The 20,685-nt window shown below is 66.0% G+C and carries 17 protein-coding genes; 10 read left to right on the top strand and 7 right to left on the bottom strand.

Annotation, left to right across the window (positions count from 1 at the left end; all coding sequences use genetic code 11):
- Window positions 1-132 precede the first annotated feature (132 nt).
- Window positions 133-810, bottom strand: coding sequence for a uracil phosphoribosyltransferase (gene upp, locus RBH26_RS15310; RefSeq protein ID WP_306759248.1), 678 nt, complete (start codon window positions 808-810; stop codon window positions 133-135).
- A 190-nt stretch (window positions 811-1,000) separates the two neighbouring features.
- Between upp and RBH26_RS15305 the strand changes: the two genes are divergently transcribed.
- The 3 genes from RBH26_RS15305 to RBH26_RS15295 all read left to right on the top strand — a co-directional run bounded on the left by RBH26_RS15305 (window position 1,001) and on the right by RBH26_RS15295 (window position 3,817).
- Complete coding sequence (locus RBH26_RS15305; RefSeq protein ID WP_306759247.1) at window positions 1,001-1,717, top strand: DUF5828 family protein; 717 nt, start codon at window positions 1,001-1,003, stop codon at window positions 1,715-1,717.
- 102 nt (window positions 1,718-1,819) lie between these two features.
- The gene (locus tag RBH26_RS15300) at window positions 1,820-3,013 is read left to right on the top strand and encodes an inorganic phosphate transporter (protein WP_306759246.1); all 1,194 of its coding nucleotides are present in this window, start codon (window positions 1,820-1,822) and stop codon (window positions 3,011-3,013) included.
- Window positions 3,014-3,082: 69 nt separating this feature from the next.
- Complete coding sequence (locus RBH26_RS15295) at window positions 3,083-3,817, top strand: hypothetical protein (RefSeq protein WP_306759245.1); 735 nt, start codon at window positions 3,083-3,085, stop codon at window positions 3,815-3,817.
- 29 nt (window positions 3,818-3,846) lie between these two features.
- Here RBH26_RS15295 and RBH26_RS15290 read toward each other — a convergent pair whose 3' ends face one another.
- Complete coding sequence (locus tag RBH26_RS15290; protein WP_306759244.1) at window positions 3,847-4,947, bottom strand: methyltransferase domain-containing protein; 1,101 nt, start codon at window positions 4,945-4,947, stop codon at window positions 3,847-3,849.
- A gap of 230 nt (window positions 4,948-5,177) precedes the next feature.
- Here RBH26_RS15290 and RBH26_RS15285 point away from each other — a divergent pair, with 230 nt between their 5' ends.
- Together RBH26_RS15285 and RBH26_RS15280 are read left to right on the top strand one after the other, a co-directional pair.
- On the top strand, window positions 5,178-5,738 hold the full coding sequence (locus RBH26_RS15285) for a TATA-box-binding protein (protein WP_005554970.1): 561 nt from the start codon (window positions 5,178-5,180) through the stop codon (window positions 5,736-5,738).
- 329 nt (window positions 5,739-6,067) lie between these two features.
- Window positions 6,068-6,481 (top strand): hypothetical protein, encoded by a 414-nt coding sequence (locus tag RBH26_RS15280; RefSeq protein WP_306759243.1) that lies wholly within the window; start codon window positions 6,068-6,070, stop codon window positions 6,479-6,481.
- Window positions 6,482-6,505: 24 nt separating this feature from the next.
- On the opposite strand, the gene hisG is transcribed toward RBH26_RS15280, so the two are convergent.
- A complete protein-coding gene (gene hisG / locus RBH26_RS15275; RefSeq protein WP_306759242.1) occupies window positions 6,506-7,360 on the bottom strand; it encodes an ATP phosphoribosyltransferase in 855 nt (284 codons plus the stop codon).
- Between the two features lie 124 nt (window positions 7,361-7,484).
- On the opposite strand from hisG, the gene RBH26_RS15270 reads away from it, so the two are divergent.
- Window positions 7,485-9,455, top strand: coding sequence for an acetate--CoA ligase (locus RBH26_RS15270; RefSeq protein WP_306759241.1), 1,971 nt, complete (start codon window positions 7,485-7,487; stop codon window positions 9,453-9,455).
- Between the two features lie 58 nt (window positions 9,456-9,513).
- Here RBH26_RS15270 and RBH26_RS15265 read toward each other — a convergent pair whose 3' ends face one another.
- The gene (locus RBH26_RS15265; protein WP_306759240.1) at window positions 9,514-11,778 is read right to left on the bottom strand and encodes a heavy metal translocating P-type ATPase; all 2,265 of its coding nucleotides are present in this window, start codon (window positions 11,776-11,778) and stop codon (window positions 9,514-9,516) included.
- A 237-nt stretch (window positions 11,779-12,015) separates the two neighbouring features.
- Window positions 12,016-12,258, bottom strand: coding sequence for a hypothetical protein (locus RBH26_RS15260; protein ID WP_306759239.1), 243 nt, complete (start codon window positions 12,256-12,258; stop codon window positions 12,016-12,018).
- Between the two features lie 189 nt (window positions 12,259-12,447).
- Here RBH26_RS15260 and RBH26_RS15255 point away from each other — a divergent pair, with 189 nt between their 5' ends.
- The gene (locus RBH26_RS15255) at window positions 12,448-15,051 is read left to right on the top strand and encodes a heavy metal translocating P-type ATPase (protein WP_306759238.1); all 2,604 of its coding nucleotides are present in this window, start codon (window positions 12,448-12,450) and stop codon (window positions 15,049-15,051) included.
- A gap of 133 nt (window positions 15,052-15,184) precedes the next feature.
- Here RBH26_RS15255 and RBH26_RS15250 read toward each other — a convergent pair whose 3' ends face one another.
- Both RBH26_RS15250 and RBH26_RS15245 read right to left on the bottom strand, forming a co-directional pair.
- On the bottom strand, window positions 15,185-16,222 hold the full coding sequence (locus RBH26_RS15250; protein WP_306759237.1) for a stage II sporulation protein M: 1,038 nt from the start codon (window positions 16,220-16,222) through the stop codon (window positions 15,185-15,187).
- Between the two features lie 82 nt (window positions 16,223-16,304).
- On the bottom strand, window positions 16,305-17,252 hold the full coding sequence (locus RBH26_RS15245) for an aminoglycoside phosphotransferase family protein (protein WP_306759236.1): 948 nt from the start codon (window positions 17,250-17,252) through the stop codon (window positions 16,305-16,307).
- A 114-nt stretch (window positions 17,253-17,366) separates the two neighbouring features.
- Here RBH26_RS15245 and RBH26_RS15240 point away from each other — a divergent pair, with 114 nt between their 5' ends.
- The 3 genes from RBH26_RS15240 (at window position 17,367) to RBH26_RS15230 (ending at window position 20,620) form a co-directional block, all read left to right on the top strand.
- On the top strand, window positions 17,367-18,128 hold the full coding sequence (locus RBH26_RS15240) for an FkbM family methyltransferase (protein WP_306759235.1): 762 nt from the start codon (window positions 17,367-17,369) through the stop codon (window positions 18,126-18,128).
- A 74-nt stretch (window positions 18,129-18,202) separates the two neighbouring features.
- On the top strand, window positions 18,203-19,501 hold the full coding sequence (locus RBH26_RS15235; RefSeq protein WP_306759234.1) for an amidohydrolase: 1,299 nt from the start codon (window positions 18,203-18,205) through the stop codon (window positions 19,499-19,501).
- Between the two features lie 147 nt (window positions 19,502-19,648).
- On the top strand, window positions 19,649-20,620 hold the full coding sequence (locus RBH26_RS15230) for a hypothetical protein (protein ID WP_306759233.1): 972 nt from the start codon (window positions 19,649-19,651) through the stop codon (window positions 20,618-20,620).
- Window positions 20,621-20,685 lie beyond the last annotated feature (65 nt).

Raw genomic sequence — 20,685 nt, 5'->3', positions numbered from 1 at the left:
GATCCACTCCGAAAGCGGGACCATCGAGCGAGAACGGTCATCTCGAGGGAGCTATTCGATGGGATCGACGATTCGACAGTCCGTGCTACCGAGACGCATGGCCGAGCGCCAGAAAAGCGACGGCGACTCCTATCAGGTCGTCCGGAACGCCCGGTCGCCGGCGTCGCCGAGTCCCGGGACGATGAAGCCATCGTCGTCGAGGCGGTCGTCGATCGAGACCGTCAGCAGGTCGGCCTGTGGACAGGACTCGTCGACGCGGAGCAGCCCTTCGGGTGCAGAGACCGCCGAGAGAACGATCAGGTTCTCCGGCTCCGGTGAGTTCTCGACGACGTGATCGAGGACAGTACACATCGTACTCCCGGTCGCGAGCATCGGATCGGCGATGATTACGGTGTCTTCCTCGTGGATCTCGGGGAGTTTGACGTAGTCGACCGTGATCGGGAACGAACCGTCCTCCTCGCGGCCGGCCTCCTCGTCACGGCTCGCGCTGATGACGCCCTGTCGGGCCCGCGGGAAGGCCTTCAGCAGTCCCTCGACGAACGGCGTCGCCGCGCGCAGGACGTTGATGATGACGACGTCGTCGAGCCCGCGGACGCGTTCGCCCATCGTCTGCTCGAGGGGTGTCTCGATCTCGACGTACTCCGTCTCCATCCGACCGTCGATGATCTCGTAGCCACAGATGCGGCCGAGTTTCACGAGCCCTTTCCGGAAGCTGACCTGCTCGGTTTCGACGTCCCGCAGGCGGCTCAGCGTGTCTTTTGCCAGTGCGTGGGTGATGAGATAGGCATCGTCCCGGTCTTCGATCGGCATACTCGTAGTGGCCGTCGCCGGATAGTTCACAGTATCGATCAGCCGCCACCGTGGGTGACGTCGCCACCCCCGTTTCGCCTCGAGCCCGGAACCCGGGTACGGCGCTCGATTCGAGCGTCTTCCAGTCGACCGTTGCAATCGATAGCGGAGAGGTTTATACCGATCGGTCGCATACCACCCGGCCAACCGAATGGAAGAGAGTATCTCGGGATTCAAGGTTCGCGGTGACTGGGGCGACATCGTCGAACACGGCGAGCGCATCACCCGTGCGCTCCGGGACGCCGGCGTCCACGACCCCGACCAGGATTACGGGGCCCGCTTTGCCCGCGCGTTCGAGGAGTGGGAGGAGTGGCGGCCGAAGGCCCACGAGACCCTCGACACCGACGTCAGCGAGAAGACTGCCGACCAGGCAAGCGTCGAGGAGGGCAAAGGCGAGAAGGCGGGCAAAGAGCCCGACGAGGACATCAAGACCGCCGGCGAGAAGCTCTCGGAGTCGTACGAGCGCCTCGAGGAGGACGACCCCGAGGCCGCGGTCGGCAACTGGCGCGAATCGATCGATTACGTCGCTCGAGCCGCCGACTCCGCCGGACGGAAGGCGCTGCGCCGGGTCGAGGACACGGTCTACCAGAACGTGATGACCCAGCTCGCGCCGTACTACTTCGACAACGAGCTCGTCAGCGCCAACATCCAGCAGTCGACCCGCGGCAACGGCGAGGAGTTCGTCTTCGAAGTCAACGTCAACGACGACGTCTTGAAAGAGGACGTCTCCGACCTGCTCGCGGAGTACGAAGACGAGATCGACCGCTGGCACGTCGAGGTCGAGAAAGACACCGACGCGGCCGAAGCGATCGAGGGCGTCGAGCCGCCGCCGGAGCCCGAGGACAACTCGAGGTCGACGACGAACTGACGAGCGCCTATTCGATCGGCCATCGGCCGCTGTTAGCGCTCGAGCCGCGTCGCAGGTCGGCACACACTTGTAGGGGTAGCCGGTAAGGCGGACTAGACAGGAATGGTCGAGATCGCGACGATTGGGACGTTTCTGGTCGCTGCAGTCGCCAGCCTCTTTATGGCCTGGGCGATCGGCGCCGGCTCGAGCGGATCGACACCGTTCGCTCCGGCAGTTGGCGCGAACGCGATTTCGGTGATGCGAGCCGGGTTTCTCGTCGGTATTCTCGGGTTCACTGGAGCCGTCTTGCAGGGGGCAAACGTCTCCGAGGCGGTCGGTGCCGACCTGATCGACGGCGTGACGCTGTCGCCGATGGCGGCGACGATCGCGCTGGTCATCGCGGCCGGCCTGGTCGCGACCGGCGTCTTCGCCGGCTATCCGATCGCGACGGCGTTTACCGTCACCGGCGCGGTCATCGGCGTCGGATTCGCGATGGGCGGCGATCCAGCCTGGGCGAAGTACACCGAGATCGCTACGCTGTGGCTCCTGACACCGTTTGTCGGCGGCGGGCTCGCCTACGGGATCGCCCGGTTACTCCGGGCCGAACCGATCGCCGAGAAGTATCTAATCATCATTCTGGCGGCGTTCGTCGGCGTTCTCGTGGCGAACATCGAGTTTGCGGTTCTGGGTTCTGGCGACGCTGGTGGCGCGTCGATCGCCGAGGCCTCGAGTGGCTGGCTCCCTGGCCCCGAGATCGTCGGTGTCGTCGTGATGACCGCGCTCATCGGCGCACTCTGGGCGGCGGCGATCGCACTCGACTTGCGACACGGCATCGAGCGCGGCGAGCGACACTTCCTGCTCGTACTCGGTGGCTTAGTCGCGTTCTCCGCGGGTGGCAGCCAGGTCGGGCTGGCGGTCGGACCGTTGATCCCGCTGTCGGGTGACGTCGGCCTCCCACTGATCGCCCTGCTCGTCGGTGGTGGGTTCGGGCTTTTGCTCGGGTCGTGGACTGGCGCGCCACGGATGATCAAGGCGATCTCGCAGGATTACTCGTCGCTTGGACCACGCCGATCGATCGCCGCGCTCATCCCCTCCTTTATCATCGCACAGACGGCCGTCCTCTATGGCATTCCCGTCTCGTTCAACGAGATCATCGTCAGTGCGATCATCGGTAGCGGTTATGCCGCGGCCGGCTCCGGCGGCGGCGTCAGCGCCCGCAAGATGGGGTATACCGTCCTCGCGTGGGTGCTGTCGCTTGCGGGCTCGATCGTCGTCTCCTACGTCGGCTTCGTCGCGTTCGATACGCTTCTGTTCTGATACGGACTGCTGCCCGACAGTATCAGCAGACATCGAACAGGCTTTACACGACGGGTGGCCAGTTCCTGTATGGACGAGGACGCGCCCGTGGATCCGACCGACTCCGAGACGATCCAGTGGCGACGCGACGCGTCGACGTCACGCACCGTTCGCCTCCTGTGGTCGCTCGGCGTGGGGACGTTCTTCGCGGCGATCACGATCATCGTCTTCTGGCGACTGTACGACATGGCCACCCAGGCCGACGCCGGCGGCGTCGTTATCGCGGCCTTTGCCGCAATCGCCGTGACACTGTTTGCGCTTGCCGTCTCCGGAAACACCGAACGGCAGCTCGAGGCCGTCACCCGTCGACTGCCGATCGACACCCCGTCGGGTCGGGCCCTCGAGCGGGCGATGGACGCTGTGTTGGGAACGCTCGCGATGATCGCGGTGATGGGTGGACTGATGGTCGCTGGCCGGATCGTCTCCCAGCGGGAACTGCTCGCAGTCGGTGCCGGACCGTTTACGGGGCTGGCGGCGCTGTTGATCCCGCTTGCACTCGTCGCGCTCGCTCTCTCGTCGTTCCTGCGATCCATCGGGGCCTTCGATCGAGACGAACGGACCATCTATCTCTACGATCCCGATCAGGCGATCGATCTCGAGGACATTCGGGACGTTTCAGCGCGTCAGCTCGGCGACGCGACGATCCTGAAACTCGAGTACGCCCAGCCCGACGGCCAGTACGTCGCTGGCCCGCGACGGATCGTCGTCCCGCCGGAGGTCGCAAGCGAGTTGCAGTCGCTCGTCGAGCGACAGCCGGCACAGTAGTCGTCGGTCGCGCAAGCGCCAATGACCGTCTATTGGTCCTCGAGAACCAGTACGTACCGCGTCAGCGACCGATGAACCCGGCGCTCGAAGGCGGCCTCGAGGCTCCAGCCTGCGTCCCGTGCTTTGCCGGCCCACGACCGGTCGGCGACCACGACGGCCCGCGGGGCGACTCGTCGGGCTTCCGCGAGCGCACCCGAGACCAGGTCCTCGAGGCGGTGGGTCTCGATTTTCGACTGGCGGCCGTAGGGTGCGTCGAAGACAACGCCGTCGACGGCGTCGTCTTCGAGTGCCAGGCGAGTTGCGTCGCCGCGGACGAGGTGATACTCACCACGAGCGACGCCGGTCGGCGACGGTTCGTCGCGCTCGAGAAAGCCGTCGAGATTTTTCCGGGCCCCGCGAACCATCTTTTCTTGCGCGTCGGCACCGATCACGTCGGCGCCGACGAGGCCGGCCTCGACGAGCACGCCGCCGGTGCCACACATCGGATCGAGGATCGTCGCGCCGGGCCGAGCGCCCGCGACGTTTGCGACCGCGCGGGCCAACAATGGGTCCATGCTGCCGGGCTGGAAGAAGGGTTTGTCCGTCGGCGCCCGGTCGCCGAAATCTCGGACGCTCTCGGCTGTGAGCCAGCCAAGCGCACAGACTGAGACGCGTTCCGCGAGCCCCGCCTCGCCGTCGGCGGCCGTCACGAGATCACCCGTCTCCGCGTCGGCCTCGAGTTCGCCGCCGGTCTCGAGTCGCCCTTCCGAGAACACCGCCCGGAGGACGTGGTCGGGCTCCTCGAGGTCGACCGAGAAGCCACGATCGACTAACACCGAGCCGAGTTCGCGTTCCGCACGCTCGGTGCTGACGCCCGTCGAGCCGTGGACGTCGGTCGCGCGCACGGCGACGGACCCCTCGCGGTCGATCGCGGCGGCCTCGAGCAACGCCGTCGCGCTCGTGACGTCGGCGTCGGTGCGTCCGAGAAGCGTACTCGCGCGGTGGGTGTACGCGAGTCCGTGGACGCGTTCAGGGGCGATGGCGTCTGCGACGGCGACTCCGGGCGCGATCCGGCGGACGCCGGTCGCGGCGCTCGTCGCCTCGCGGGCCGCGAACGCGTCGTCCTCGCCGCCGAGTTCGAGCAGGTACACACCTCCAGGTTCACCGCGGGGCGGCCATGAGCCTACCGCTTTTCGTCACGTCCCGCCGATCGCCGACCCCGTGTGGCGATTGGCGATACAGTACTCCGGAAGGACAGCAGACCGGACGAACGCCCTGATATCACCCCTTTACCGACGACACGGTGGGGTCGTATATACCGGATATATCAGGTGGCGGCACTAACCTTTATAAACCTTAAATACGTCTTTTTAAGCGACTTATGACGGATCCCAAGGACACCATCAACATCGAAAACGTGGTGGCGTCGACCGGCATCGGGCAGGAACTCGATCTCCAAAGCGTCGCGATGGACCTCGAGGGGGCCGACTACGACCCCGAGCAGTTCCCCGGCCTCGTCTACCGCACCCAGAACCCCAAGTCCGCGGCCCTGATCTTCCGATCTGGCAAGATCGTCTGTACCGGCGCCAAATCGACCGACGACGTCCACGAAAGCCTCCGCATCGTCTTCGACAAACTTCGCGAACTCCAGATTCAGGTCAACGAGGACCCCGAGATCGTCGTCCAGAACATCGTCACCTCCGCCGACCTCGGCCGGAACCTCAACCTGAACGCGATCGCGATCGGTCTCGGTCTGGAGAACATCGAGTACGAACCCGAGCAGTTCCCCGGTCTCGTCTACCGCCTCGACGAGCCCGAGGTCGTCGCCTTGCTCTTTGGTTCCGGGAAACTCGTCATCACTGGCGGGAAAAAGCCCAAGGACGCCGAACACGCCGTCGACAAGATCGTCTCCCGTCTCGAGGATCTCGGCCTGCTCGAGTAACGCCACCCGTTTTCGCCGTTCGCGACGCTCGGACAGCCGACGGCACTCCCGGCGACCGCGCCACCGACTCGCGTTCGCTCGATTCGAATCAGTTATCCGGAGTTTCAGGTCTTCGAGCCAGTAGTATCCGGTTTCGACCGCCGTTCCGTTCGTTTTCGACGCCGATGTGTCCGTGTCGCTCGAGTCCCTCAGCACTTCGCTTCCGGTCGATTACACCGAATTTCGACCGTTCAGACCCGAATGAACGGTCTTGAATCGGCTGAATCCCACTCGAGGATCGGAACGACTGACCCCGTTTATCCCACTGCTGACCTGAGAGTCAGGTATCCATGACGATCCATACCGATCGGCTGCCGCCCGGGCTGGAGGATGACGTCCCCGGCAGCATCGAGTCGCTTTCGGAGACCGTTTCCATCGATGGCTCCATCCCGCGTGTCGTCGTGCGTCGCGTACTGGACAACGACCGTCGTCGTGCGATCGTGCGCTGTCTCCTCGGCCTCGAGGACGCGGAGCCGATTCCGGTCCGTCAACTGGTCGCGCGGATCGCCGACGTCGAACACGACGCGACGGCCGTCACCTCGCTGCACGACCGCCGCCAGCGGATCCACGTCTCGTTGTGTCAGACACACCTGCCGCTGCTCGAGAACTATCGACTCCTTTCCTACGACCGGGACGACGGACTGGTCGCGCCCGGGGCGCGGCTCTCGGCGTTCGAATCGGTTCTCGGCGACACACGCGAGTGATCGGCCCTGGATCGGTGTGGTCGGCTACTCGACCAGCCGTTCGATCTCGGTCACCAGAATGTCGCTCGCGCCGGCGTTTTTGACGTCGGTGATCGTCTCGAAGACGTCTCGCTCGTCGACGACGGCGTGGACGGCGACCTTGCCGTCGTCGTCGCCAGCGATGTCCATCACCGTCGGGCCGCCCATCCCGGGGATAACGTCGCGGACGGCCTCGAGTCGCTCCTCGGGGACGTTCATCATCAGATAGCGCTTGCCCTCGGCCTGTTTGACCGAGGCGAGCGCGGTCCGGACCTCGTCGACTTTGGGCTCGTCGAGGACGTCCTCCCGGCCGAACAGGCGGACCGAACTCGAGAGCACTTCTTCGACGACGGCCAAGCGGTTCATCTTCAGCGTCGTGCCGGTGCTCGTGATGTCGACGATGGCGTCGGCCATCTCGACGTGGGGTGTCAGCTCCGTCGCGCCCGAGACCTCGACGATGTCGGGGTCGACGTCCGTTTCGGCGAAGAAATTACGCGTGATGTTCGGGAACTCCGTGGCGACGGTGCCGCCGGCCAGGTCGTCGACGCCGTCGATGTCGCCGTCCTCGGGCGCCGCGAGGACGAGACGACAGCGCCCGAACTCGAGGTCCAGCAGGTCGGTAACGTCGTCGACGCCGGCTTCACACACCTGGTCGTAGCCGGTGATTCCCAGGTCGGCCGCGCCGTCGGCGACGTACTCCGGGATGTCCGCCGCACGGGCGAAAAGCACGGAGACGTCCGGATCGACGGTGTCGGCGTAGAGCTTCCGGTCGGCACCGTTCTCGAGATGGAGTCCCGCCCGCTCTAGGAGGTCGATCGTCGGCTCGTGCAGGCGGCCCTTGTTAGGAACGGCGATTCGCATTACCGGCCGATTGGTGATCAGTGGGGAACTGTCTTTTCATCGCGGCAGACTTCCATGCGTTAGTATGTGAAGTGGTCACTATAGGCACAATACTCACGTAGGCCGACATCGTAGGCTTCGATCTATGGCCGAAGATAGGTCGGAACGCGTCTCCTGGAGCGAGAAGCGAGAAACACGCTCTCCGCCGTCGACGTTCGATCGAGACACGACGCGTACGGGTGTGGATCCCCGCGAGCGCTTCGACCGGGAGTGGCCCGACTGCTGGGCCGATGCCGCCGCGTTGCTGGAGTGGACCGAGCCGTACGACGAACTCCTCGACGACGACGACGCCCCTTTCTACCGGTGGTTCGTCGGTGGTCGACTGAACGCGGCCGAAAACTGCATCGATCGTCACCTCGAGGCCGGACGGAAGACCCAGGTCGCGCTTCGCTGGGAGGGAAAACGCGACGAACAGCGAACGTACACCTATCACGACCTCCACCGAGAGGTGACGGCCGTAGCCGCCGGCCTGCGGGAGCTAGGTGTCGAGGAGAACGACGTCGTTACGCTCTACCTACCGACGCTCCCGGAGTTGCCGATCACGATGCTGGCCTGTGCTCGGATCGGCGCGTTGCACAACGTCGTCTTCGCGGGCTTTGCTCCCGACGCGCTCCTCGAGCGGATGTCCGGAACCGACTCGAGTGCACTCGTCACCTGCGACGGTGCCTTTCGGGACGGCGTCGCGATCGATCAAAAGCGCAAGGCCGATGCGGCGATGGCCGAACTCGAGTCGACGATTCCAACGATCGTGGTCGACCGGCTCGGACCGGCAAACGAGACGCAACTCGGTCCGGACCAGTACGCCTACGACGAACTCGTCGACCGATTCGATGGAGCCGACGTCCCGCCGGTCCCGCGGAACGCGACCGATCCGCTCTTTCACATCCACACGTCGGGGACGACCGGCGAGCCCCAGCGGATGACCCACGCGACCGGTGGCTATCTCGCCGGCACCGCGTGGACGTCTCGGACGGTCTTCGATCTCTCGCCGGGAGACACCTACTGGTGTACGGCCGACCTGGGCTGGGTTACCGGCCACTCGTATGTCGTCTACGGGCCGTTGGCGCGTGGCGCGACGGTCGTCCTCGCAGAGGGAAGCCTGCGCTATCCCGACCGCCACCGCCCCTGGGAGATCATCGAGCGCAACGGCGTCGAGGTCTTCTACACCACGCCCGGCGTAATTCGGACGTTCATGAAGTGGGGCGAATCGTTCCCGGCGGCCCACGATCGGTCGTCGCTGCGGCTGCTTGGCACCGTCGGCGAACCGATCGGCCCCGACACCTGGGAGTGGTACTACACCCACGTCGGCGACGAACGCTGCCCGATCGTCGACACCTGGTGGCAGACCGAGACCGGGGCCGTCATGCTGTCGACGCTGCCCGGCGTCGACGAGATGAAGCCCGGCGCCGTCGGACCGCCCCTCCCCGGGATCGACGCTCGCGTCGTCGACGAGGACGGCCGGGAACTGCCGCCGGGCGAACCGGGCTATCTGACGATCACGAAGCCGTGGCCGTCGATGCTCTCGCCGCTCGAGAGCGACCGGTACTGGGTGCTTGCCGAGTACTGGCAGCAGTTCTCCGACCGGCGGGCCGACACCTGGCGCTATTTCACCGGCGATCGGGCCGTCGTCGACGAGGACGGCTACGTCACGATCATCGGCCGCGCAGACGACGTCGTCACGGTCGGGAACCGTCGGCTCGGTACGGCCGAACTCGAGGCCGCGATCACCGCCGTCGACGGCGTCACCGAAGCCGCCGCAGTCGCCGGCAGCACCGGCGGTGACACCGATCTCTACGTCTTCGCGACGATCGAACAGGATCGGACGGACCGTGATGGGCTCCGCGGGGCGATCACGGACGCGATCGTTTCGCGGATCGGTCGCTTCGCCGAGCCAGCGGCGGTCGTCTTCACGCCGGAACTGCCCGAAACTCACTCCGGGAAGACGATGTACCGTGTCCTCGAGACGATCGTCGACGACGAGCGACTCGAGGACAGCGAGCCGCTTCGCAACCCCGAGATCGTCGGCGAACTCGAGTCGCTGTGGACGACGGAGTGAGACGGATCGCTTTGTCAGCGCCGACACAGCCACGAGCCGGCCGTTCGTGGTCCTACGGTCAGATCGATAGCGCCGCGCGTCGGAGCAACTGTGCGTTGACCGCGACGATCACCGTACTCGCGGACATCAACACGGCACCGACGGCCGGCGAGAGCAGGATTCCGATCGGTGCGAGGATGCCTGCGGCCAGCGGCAGGGCGAACACGTTGTACCCCGCAGCCCAGACGATGTTCTCCTGCATCTTCCGGTAACTCTTCTTGCTGAGTTTGACGAGGCTGGCGACGTCACGAGGATCGTTCTCGACGAGGACCACGTCGGCCGACTCGACGGCGACGTCGGTGCCCGAGCCGATGGCAACCCCGACGTCCGACCGCGTCAGTGCGGGCGCGTCGTTGACGCCGTCGCCGACCATCGCGACGAGGTTGCCCCGGTCCTGTAGCTCCACGATCTTCTCGTCTTTGTCCTCGGGGAGCACCTCCGCGAAGACGGTATCGATGCCGAGTTCGTCGGCGACGCTGTGGGCGACGTCCGCGTCGTCGCCGGTCAGCATCGCCACCTCGACGCCCATCTCGTGGAGTGCGTCGATCGCCTCGAAACTCTCCTCGCGGATCACGTCCGCGAGCGCAATCGCGCCGACGATCTCCTCGTCGTGGAGCACGTAGACGACGCCCTCACCGCGCTCACCGGCCGCCTCGGCGAAGGCCTCGAAGTCGGCTCCGGGATCGATCTCGAGGTGGCGAAGCAGGTTCGGGCCACCGACGGAGACGCTGTGGTCGTCACGGTCGGCCGCGTGACTCGAGTCGACGGCGTCGTCTTCGACCCCGACCACGGCCGGCACGGCGTCGCGTTCGATCGTCGCGCGGACGCCCCGTCCCTCGAGAGCCTCGAAGCCGCGGACCTCGGGCACCGAAAGGTCGCGGTCGGCGGCTGTCTCGCGGATGGCCTGTGCGATCATGTGCTCGGAGTCGCCTTCGGCGGCGGCTGCAAGCGCCAGGACGTCGTCTTCGTCCCAGTCGCCGACGGCACTGACCTCGACGACGCCTTGTTCGCCTTCGGTGAGCGTCCCCGTCTTGTCGAAGACGACCGTATCGAGTTCGCGGGCCTGCTCCATGGCGATCCGGTCGCGTACGAGCATTCCGTTCCGGGCGGCCATCGAGGTGTTGATCGCGACGACCAGGGGGACGGCGAGTCCGAGGGCGTGCGGACAGGCGATGACGAGGACGGTAACGACGCGCTCGACCACTGGCAGGCCAAAGCCGACGGCGACGGTCCAGGCGACGGCAGTCACTGCCGCGACAGAAATCGCCGCGTAGAACAGCCAGCCCGCGGCTCGATCGGCAAGCACCTGCGTCCGCGAGCGACTCTCCTGGGCCGCTTCGACCAGTCGCATGATTCCCGACAGCGTCGTCTCCTCGCCGGTCGCCGAAATCCGAACCCGAAGGCTGCCGTCGCGGTTCGTCGTCCCGCCGATGACCTCGTCTCCCGGCTCCTTTGTGACCGGTTTCGACTCGCCGGTGACCATCGACTCGTTGACGTTCGATTCGCCGTCCTCGACGACGCCGTCGGCTGGGATGTTCGAACCCGGCCGAACCAACACGAGGTCACCGTCCTCGAGGTCGTCGACGGGAACCTCCTCGGTCTCACCGTCGGCGTGGTGCTCCGACGCGGATCCTGACCCATCGTCCTCGATCACGCGCTCGGCGGTGTCGGGCATCAGTTCGGCGAGTTCGTCGAGCGCACCCGAAGCGCGGCGAACCGATCGCATTTCGATCCAGTGGCCAAGCAGGAAGATGACGATCAGCGTCACGAGCTCCCAGAAGAACGGCTCGCCGATACCCAAACCCACCGCCGCCAGACTGTAGACGAACGCGACGGTGATCGCCAGCGAGATCAGCAACATCATTCCCGGTTCGCGGTTGCGCGCCTCGACGACGCCCATCCGGAGGAAGGGGACCCCACCGTAGGCGAAGACGACGACGCCGAGGACGGGACCGACGAACTCGCTTCCTGGGAACGTCACGGCGGTGTAGCCGAACCACTCCTGGAGCATCGGACTGTAGTACAACACCGGAACGGAGAGGAACAGACAGACGAAAAACCGCTTCCGGAACAGCTTCTCGTGGCCCGAGTGGTCGACGTGTGCACCGTCGCCCTCCCCGTCGTGGGCGGCGCCCGCCTCGTGTGGCTCGTCGGGTTTCTCGCCGGGGCCGGGCTCGTCCCGGTAACAGTCACAGACGCGACAACACGAACAGTAGCTGTCGGTCGGCTTCTCGCCGCGGTCGGAGTCCCTGTGGGCGTCGTGGTCGTGTGTCGATTCGCTCATCAGCCACCTCCTCCCTCGAGTAGCGCTGCTCCCACGATCGATAGCGTCGTGTCCTCCAGCGTGTCGTCCGGTGCCATAGACGATTACTCCCTGCCGAAGCGACATAGTACTCACAGTCCGTGACCTTCCAGCAGACACGTTCGGCGTCAAAGAGACGGCCTCGATCGTTTCGCCGCGTACGCCCTGGCCGTAGAGCCGTCGCTCGAGCGCCGCGGTCCGACGGTGAGGGCCGGATCGTCATTCCGACAGCCGCCAGAGGCCACCGGAGAGAACGGCGACGGCACCGAGAACCAGACCGACCGTGGCGATCCAGTAGTACATCCACGGGAACGCCGCGTCCGGGAGTCCGATCTCGACGTAGTCGCCGCCGGTGATCGGCATGCCGAAAGCCACCACGAGTGCCGGAAGGAGTATCGAGACGCTTCCGAGTACGAGGCCGACGAGCAGCGTCGCACTCCAGGGAGAGGTGTGCTCGGCCATCACGATAGCTAACATGGACCGAGGGTAAGTAACCCATGCCGGCAGCCACGAGTCCGTAGTCGATCCCCCGTTTGACGCTGGAAAACACATGCTATTCACTACCACAGTTTATTTTCCAAACTGTGCGCTACAGATATTCTACGTTTCGAAGGCACAATCCGCTTCAATGGGTATCCCCTAGACACCCATATGAGCACGAGACGAGCGCACCTCGAGATCACGGGCATGTCGTGTTCGACGTGCTCGGGGTCCGTCGAGGATGCGGCCGCTTCACTCGAGGGTGTCGAGTCGGCGAGTGCAAACTACGCGACCGACGAGGGGACAGTCGAGTACGATCCCGAAACGGTCTCGCTGGCCGACATCTACGACGCCATCGACGACGCCGGCTACGAGGCAGTCTCGGAGACGGAGACGATCACGGTACTGGGAATGTCGTGTTCGACGTGTTCCGAGGCCGTCGCCGACGCCGTCTGTGACCTGCCGGGCGTCGTGCGGGCGGACGTCAACTTCGCGTCCGACGAAGCACGCGTCGAGTACAACCCCAGTGACGTCTCGCTGGCCGAGGTCCACGCGGCAATCGAGGACGCCGGCTACGACCCCGTCCGCGAAGAGGTCGAGCAAACCCAGGGCGCGAGCCAGCGCGAGCGCGCCGTCGAGAAAGAACTGCGGCGCCAGCGCCGGCTGGTGATCGGCGGCGGCCTCCTGACGCTGCCGTTCGTGCCGATGATGTTCGAGATGCTGTTCGGCCTCGCCGGCGTCGCGTCGCCGATTCCGGCGGCGATCGCACACCCGCCGGGCTGGCTCGAGTTCGTCCTCGCGACGGTGTTGATGGCCACGCTGGGCAAGGAGTTTATCGTCGGTGCCTATCGGGCGTTCTCACACAACCGCACCGCGAACATGGACACGCTCGTGGCCGTCGGGACCGCCGCGGGCTACGTCTACAGTACGGCCGTCCTCGTCGACGTCATCACCGGCGGCTTCTACTTCGAGGCCGTCGCCTTCATCCTCTGGTTTATCACGCTGGGCAACTGGCTCGAGGTGCGGTCGAAGGCCCGAGCGGGCGACGCCCTGCGGGAACTCCTGCAGATGGAAGCCGACGAGGCCACGATCGTCGTCGACGGCGAGGAAAAACAGGTCCCCCTCGAGGCGGTCGAACCCGGCGACGTGATGAAGGTTCGACCGGGTGAGAAGATCCCGACCGACGGCGTGGTCCGCGACGGGCAGAGTGCGGTCGACGAATCGATGCTGACCGGCGAATCGGTCCCCGTCGAGAAAGGCGAGGGCGACGAGGTCGTCGGCTCGACGATCAACGAGAACGGGGTGTTGCTGGTGGAGGCGACGAAGGTCGGCTCCGAGACGGCCATTCAACAGATCGTCGACCGGGTCAAAGAGGCCCAGTCACGCCAGCCCGAGATCCAGCGGCTGGTCGACAAAGTCAGCGCGTACTTCGTCCCCGCGGTGATCGTAAACGCCGTCTTCTGGTCGATCCTCTGGTTCCTGTTCCCCGATCAACTCTACGCCGTCTCGTCGACGGTCGGCTCCTGGATCCCAGTACTCGAGCCCGTCGGTGGCGGTCCGGTCGTCGGTGGTGTTCCCATCCTCGAGTTCGCCGTCGTCGTGTTGGCCTCGGCGCTGCTGATCGCCTGTCCCTGTGCGCTGGGACTGGCGACGCCCGCGGCGACGATGGTCGGCTCGACGCTGTCGGCGACCAACGGCGTTCTCTTCAAGGGCGGCGACGTCTTAGAGCAGGTCCGCGGAATCGATACGATCGTCTTCGACAAGACGGGGACGCTGACCCACGGCGAGATGGTCCTGACGGACGTCGAACTCGTCGGCGAGCGGACGATGCCGGACGGTGGATTGGTCGTCGACCGGAGCGAAGACCTCGAGTCGTTCGTCCTCGGTGCGGCCGCGACCGCCGAATCGGGTTCGGAACACCCGATCGCACAGGCGATCGTCGACGGCGCCGACGAACGCGGCGTCGACCTCGGCGAGGTCAGCGAGTTCGAGAACGTCCCCGGTCACGGCATCCGCGCCGAGACCGACCGTGGAACCGTCCTGATCGGACGTCGGAAACTGCTCGAGGACGAGGGAATCGACACCCAGCCGGCCGAGGAGACGCTGACCCGCCTCGAGCGCGAGGGGAAAACGGCGATGCCGGTCGCCGTCGACGGCGATCTCTGCGGCGTACTCGCGGTAGCCGACGAGGTCCGCGAGAGCGCGAAAGAGACCGTCGCTGCGCTCCGCGAACGCGGGACGGAGGTCGTGATGCTCACCGGCGACAACGAGCGTACGGCGACGGCCGTCGCCGAGGCCGTCGGGATCGATCCCGACAACGTCCGCGCGGAAGTCCTCCCGGAGGACAAGGCAGACCACGTCCAGGCCCTACAGACGGACGGATCGAAGGTGATGATGGTCGGTGACGGCGTCAACGACGCGCCCGCTCTCACCACGGCACAGGTCGGCGTCGCTATCGGCTCGGGTACCGACGTCGCAATCGAGAGCGCCGACGTGACGCTAATGCGTGACGATCCTGCCGACGTCCTGAAAGCGGTTCGGATCTCGGAGGCGACCATCTCGAAGGTGCGCCAGAACCTCTTCTGGGCCTTCGTCTACAACACGACGCTGATCCCGATCGCATCGCTTGGCCTGCTCAACCCCGCGCTCGCGGGGCTGGCGATGGCCGCCTCGAGCGTGAGCGTGATGGCAAACAGCCTCTCGTTCGCGAAGTACGACCCCCACGAGGACTACCGGCTGGCCGTGACGAAACCCCTCGAGTGGCTCCGGGGCTAATGCTGTCGGACCGGCGTCGTATTCCGGACAGCAGTCAGTAAGACGTCGGTCGACGTCCCGACTCTCGTTTTCGCGCGAATTCGATCGTCGGCGCGTTCATCGCAGGGAGCGGTTCGAAGGGGTGCACTCGAGTTCACACGGCAAAGAGCGTCTCGGCGATGAGGAAGGTGACGTAGGCTTCGACGAACGCGGCCAGTACGAGGAGCAGCCAGCCGAAGACGACGAACGCCGTCGTTCGCAGGAGATATGCCGTGGTGAACAACGCGTTTCGCGTCCCAGCGAGGCGTTGACCAACCCGGTGGAGGAACCGGAACCCGACCCCGGCGGCGATAAACAGCGCGGGCAGTTCGAAGATCCCGTGTGGGGCAAGCAGCGCGATGACGACGCCGTAGCCGGCCTCCGCGCCGGTAACCGCCGCGACGTTCCCCACGATCACACCGTTGAACAGCATAATGACGACCGTCACGAGCCCCAGTGTCAACGCCCCGGCGATCGCGGCCAGAAACGGCGGTGTGTTGTTGAGAATGAAAAACGATGCCGTGACCTCGAACTGCGCCTCGTCGGCGAGCTCGCCGCCGTTACCGGGCAGTTCGTCCTCACCGAACTCCTCCTGGATGAGCTCGAGGAACAGTTCGCTCAGGTCGATACCGGCGGCATAGAGCAGTGCGCCGAACGCGATCCCGACGCCGAACAATCCGGCCGAGAACCAGACGTAGAGTCGGTGCTCGGCCCACGCGTCGTCGAGATAACCGAACACGGCCGGCGCTCCCGTCCGTCCGGCGATGGCGATCGCACCGAAGCCAAACGCGAGCACGACCGCACCGGCACTCGCCATCGGGACGTCGTGGGCGACGACGATCGTGCCGGCCGATCCGAGCGAGATTACTGCGAGCGCGGCCATAAGCGCGGTCCAGATACGGGTCGTTCCCTGATCCGGCGTCGGCGACCCCGTCGGATCGCCGTCGCCACCGGGCCCTGGATCCCGATGTGGATCCGTCGCCGTCCTCCCGCGATCGTCCTGCAGATCGACCGTCGGACGATCGGCGGACTGCGAGTCGTCGTCGCGGTCGCGGGCGACGCCGTACCCTTCGGAACGGTCGGCGTCGGACCCATCGTCGCGTTCGGTGTCCGCGTCGGACGGCCAGTCGCGATCGCCGCTGTCGCCGGTCATGCCTGACTATTCGGTCAGCTCCCGGATAAACCCGCCGTCTATCGTCGACCACCGCCCATCCGTACATCCGTTTCGCGCGTGATTACTCGAGGACGCGACACAGCTGCCGGCGGAGCTGTCGGCGCCCGCGTGCCCGACGGACGATCTGCAGGTAGTTCGCCGTCGACTGGCCAGCCCACAGCAGCTTGTACACCGGCGCTCGCCGGTCGTACCCGGACCCGAGGGACGTGTAACTCGCGTAGGCACGTCGAAACGTGTGTCGAAGCCGCCGGCACTCAGCTCGCGGAAGCCGGCCCGCGTAGACGTCGACGAACCGAACTTCGGCTCGAGCGAGCGCGTATTCGGCGTGGGTGACGTGAGCGTTGCCCCAATCGAGGACGGCGGTAATTGCGCCGCTTTCGTCCACCAGTAGGTTACCGGGTTGGTAGTCGCCGTGAGTCAGTACCGGCCGACAGCCGTCGTCGCCGGCCAGTGGGACCGAGAGTCGCTCGAGGACGGGGCCAGGATCGACGGCGTGCCAGCCGTCCGGGTCACAGAGGACGAGCCCAGAGCCATCGGTCCGACGAGCTAGGCCGCCGACGCGGTCGAACGCGAGTTTCGCGGTGTCGTGCAACCGCCCGAGCAGCGTGCCGGCGTCAGCGACCAGCCGTCGCCGAACCGGAGACTCGAGGTCGACGTATCGACGCCGGGGATTCGTTCCCGGTCGGTGCTCGTAGACGGCCCACCGCTCGAGTTCGGCCCCGTCCTCGAGCGTGCCCGTCGCGAGCACGCGCGGGACGGGCACGTCGGTCGTCCGGCCGACCAGGTCACAGACGAGCGGCTCGACGACGTCGCCGGTCCAGACGCTCGCACCGCCGCGTTTGCAGACGACGCGGTCGCCGACCGCTGCGTTCCCATCGCCGTTCCCGTCGGTCGCTGTGAGCCGACAGACGACCGTCTCGGCGACCGACCCCGATCGCGGTCGGTGACACGACCGGACCCCGACCTCGAGTGCGCGCTCGACGATTCGCTCGGCCGTCTCGGTTGGCATCCGTCGCCCGAGTATTCCGGCCGCGACCGTAGCCTTTGGGCCGGACGTTGGATTCTGGCCCGCGTAGGGACCGCATATACAACCCGGGCGCGACCATCAGTACCGACGGTTCGAATGGCCGACGGATCGCTCGCGACGCAACTGGTCCGTGTCGCGCGCAGCGTCGGCTACCGAACGTACTACCGACTGGCGAACGCGAACTACGAGCGTGAACTCCTCGCGCGTCGAAACCGAACGCCCGCGGGGACGATCCGCTGTTACGAACCGCTCAACCGCCACGGACGCGACGCCATGCTCGCGGCGCTCGAGGAACAGTGTGGTCCCGACGACGTGATCTACGACGTCGGCGCGAACGTTGGACTCTACGCGCTCGCGCTCGCAAGCGGCGCGCCCGAGCGGCGGATCGTCGCCGTCGAGCCGTCGCCGGCGGCCCGTAAGCGCCTCCGGACGAACGTCCGGCTGAACGACCTCGAGGATCGAATCGCGATCGAACCGTGTGGTCTCGGCACCGAGACCGACGAACGCCCCTTCTACGTCTCGACGTACCCCGAGTGCTCGGCGTTCGACCGCGAGAGTGCGACCCGCTGGGAGGCGACGGTCGCCGCCGTCCGATCGGTACCGGTTCGGCGACTCGACGATCTCGTCGAGGACGGGGCCCCGGTACCGGACGTCGTCAAACTCGACGTCGAGGGAGCCGCGCCCGCCGTCCTCCGGGGCGCCCGCGAGACGCTCGAACGCCACCGGCCGACGGTCTTCCTCGAGGTTCACGACGAGGGACTTCCGGGCGACGTTCCTGGCGAAACGAGGGCCGTCCTCGAGGCAGTCAGCTACGGGATTCGCAAGCGAGAAGGGTACTGGTGGTGTCGACCGGTGTGAACGGCCACCGCAGGCCGACGGTACACCGCCCAGGCATCGACACGCTAAGGCCCTCCCGCGAGAAACGACGACCCATGACGACACTGGCGATCACCGGCGGGCAGGTGCTGTTGCCCGACATCACGGTGACGCGTGCGGACGTACTGATCGATCAAGACGATGGCGAGATCGTAGCGATCGGCGCTGACCTCGCGGGCGCGGCCGACGAGACCATCGACGCCGAGGACTCGCTTGTGACTCCCGGGTTCGTCAACGGCCACTGTCACGTCGCGATGACCTTACTGCGGGGGTACGCCGACGACAAACCACTCGACGCCTGGCTCCAGGAAGACATCTGGCCCGTCGAGGCCGAACTGACCGCCGACTCCGTCCGCGCCGGGACCGAACTCGGCGTCCTCGAGATGATAAAGTCGGGAACGACGGCGTTTGCGGACATGTACTTCTTCGTTCCGACGATCGCCGACGCGGTCGCCGACGCGGGACTGCGTGCCCGACTCGGCCACGGCGTGATCTCCGTCGCCAAGGACGACGAGGCGGCGCGCGAGGACGCCCGCGAGGGACTGGCGGTCGCCGAGGAGATCGACGGGATGGCCGACGGCCGGATCCGGTCGGCGTTTATGCCCCACTCGCTGACGACCGTCGACGGCCAATATCTCGAGGAGTTCGTCCCACAGGCCCGCGAACTCGGCGTGCCGATCCACTACCACGCAAACGAGACCAAAGACGAGGTGACACCGATCGTCGAGGAAGAGGGCGTGCGCCCGCTCGCCTACGCCGCCGAGAAGGGCATGCTCGAGGACGGTGACTTCGTCGCCCACGGCGTCCACGTCGACGAGAGCGAGATCGGTCTGCTCGCGGAAGCCGGCACGAGCGTGATCCACTGTCCGGCGTCGAACATGAAACTGGCAAGCGGGATGGCACCCGTCCAGCGCATGCTCGACGCCGGCGTCACCGTCGGCATCGGAACCGACGGTGCAGCCTCGAACAACGACCTCTCGATGTTAGACGAGGCCCGCGACGCGGCCATGCTCGGGAAACTCGCCGCCAACGACGCCAGTGCCGTCGCCGCCGAGTCGGTCGTCGAGATGCTGACTCAGGGAAGCGCCGACGCGATCGGCCTCGAGTCGGGCCGCCTCGAGGAAGGCGCGCCCGCCGATATCGCGGTGCTCGACCTCGAGAGCGCCCACTTGACGCCGCGTCACGACCTCGTGAGCCACCTCGCGTACGCGGCCGCGGCCGCGGACGTCCGTCACACGATCTGTGACGGACAGGTGCTCATGCGCGACAGGGAGGTGTTGACCCTCGAGGAGGATGCGGTCCGTGCGCGAGCAAGCGAAGAGGCCGAGGCGCTGATCGCCCGCGCCGAGGAGTAGGCTGCCGGCGACGGTTTCGGAACTGATACTGAACGCTCAGAGCGGTTTGTAAACATTATAAACTATTCTAACACCGTTTCGTCGGAACGAAAACGACGAGAACTGCTGGGTGGGTTTATTCATACTTCCATGAATGTCTCGAGTAGGATGAAGAGGAAACGACTGCTTGCGACGACGCTGGCTGCACTGATGGTTCTGTCCGTGTTGGCCCCGCTGGGGGCAGCAACGGAGGAGACGAACGGTGAGGATGACGACCTCTCGGTCGAGGTCGACGAGGAAGCGTACGAAGTCGAAGTCACGCTGAACGATAGTCCGGTCGAGAACGCGACCGTCGACGTGACGCCGGTCGACGAGAACGCGTCGTACGCGGGCGACAACGAGAGTTTCACGACTGAGGCCGATGGCACGGTCGACCTTCCTGAACCCGAGGAGACGGTCACCGTGAACGTTACCACGTCGTACGAGAACACGTCGGGTGAGAAACTCACCGACGCCACAGAGGCAACACTCGAGCCAGCACCGGCGGAACTCGAGATCGACGTCACACAGAACGGTGACGTCGTCGTGACGGTGACGGACAACGAGACTGCCGTCTCGAATGCGACCGTCGACGTCTCGACTGTCGACGAGGACGCCTCGTACACCGACGAGGGAACGTACACGACGGACGAGAACGGCACGGTGAGCCTGGACGCACCGTTCGGTAACGAGAGCGTCGAGGTCGCCTTCAACGCGACGGTCGACGACGAGTCCGTCGAGACGACGGCAACGCTCGAGGCCGCCGAGTACGACACCTTCGGATCGCTCGTCTCCGCGTTCGTCGAGAACGCACAGGACGACACCGACAGGCCGCTCGGACTGGCGGTTTCGAACTTCGTCCTCGGGCACAACCCGGGTAACGCGCCCGACCACGCTGGTCCACCGGCACACGCGGGCCCGTCTGACGACGGCGAGTCAGACCAGGGACCACCGGCTCATGCTGGACCGCCGGGTGACGACGACGCCGACGATGCCGACGCGACTGACGATGACGACGAGGAAGGCGAAGCGGACGAGATGGAAACCGACGATGACGACAACGCCGGCAGCCCGCCGGAACACGCCGGCTCGCCTCACTAATACTGTCAGACAGCAGTCAGTGACCCGTCGGTCGCGAATCCGCGACCCTCACTGTCGGCAACGGC

This window comes from Natronolimnohabitans sp. A-GB9 (assembly GCF_030848565.1).
Lineage (GTDB): Archaea > Halobacteriota > Halobacteria > Halobacteriales > Natrialbaceae > Natronolimnohabitans.
Note: the sequence above shows the minus strand (reverse complement) of the source record. Positions and strands in the feature narration are given on the sequence as shown.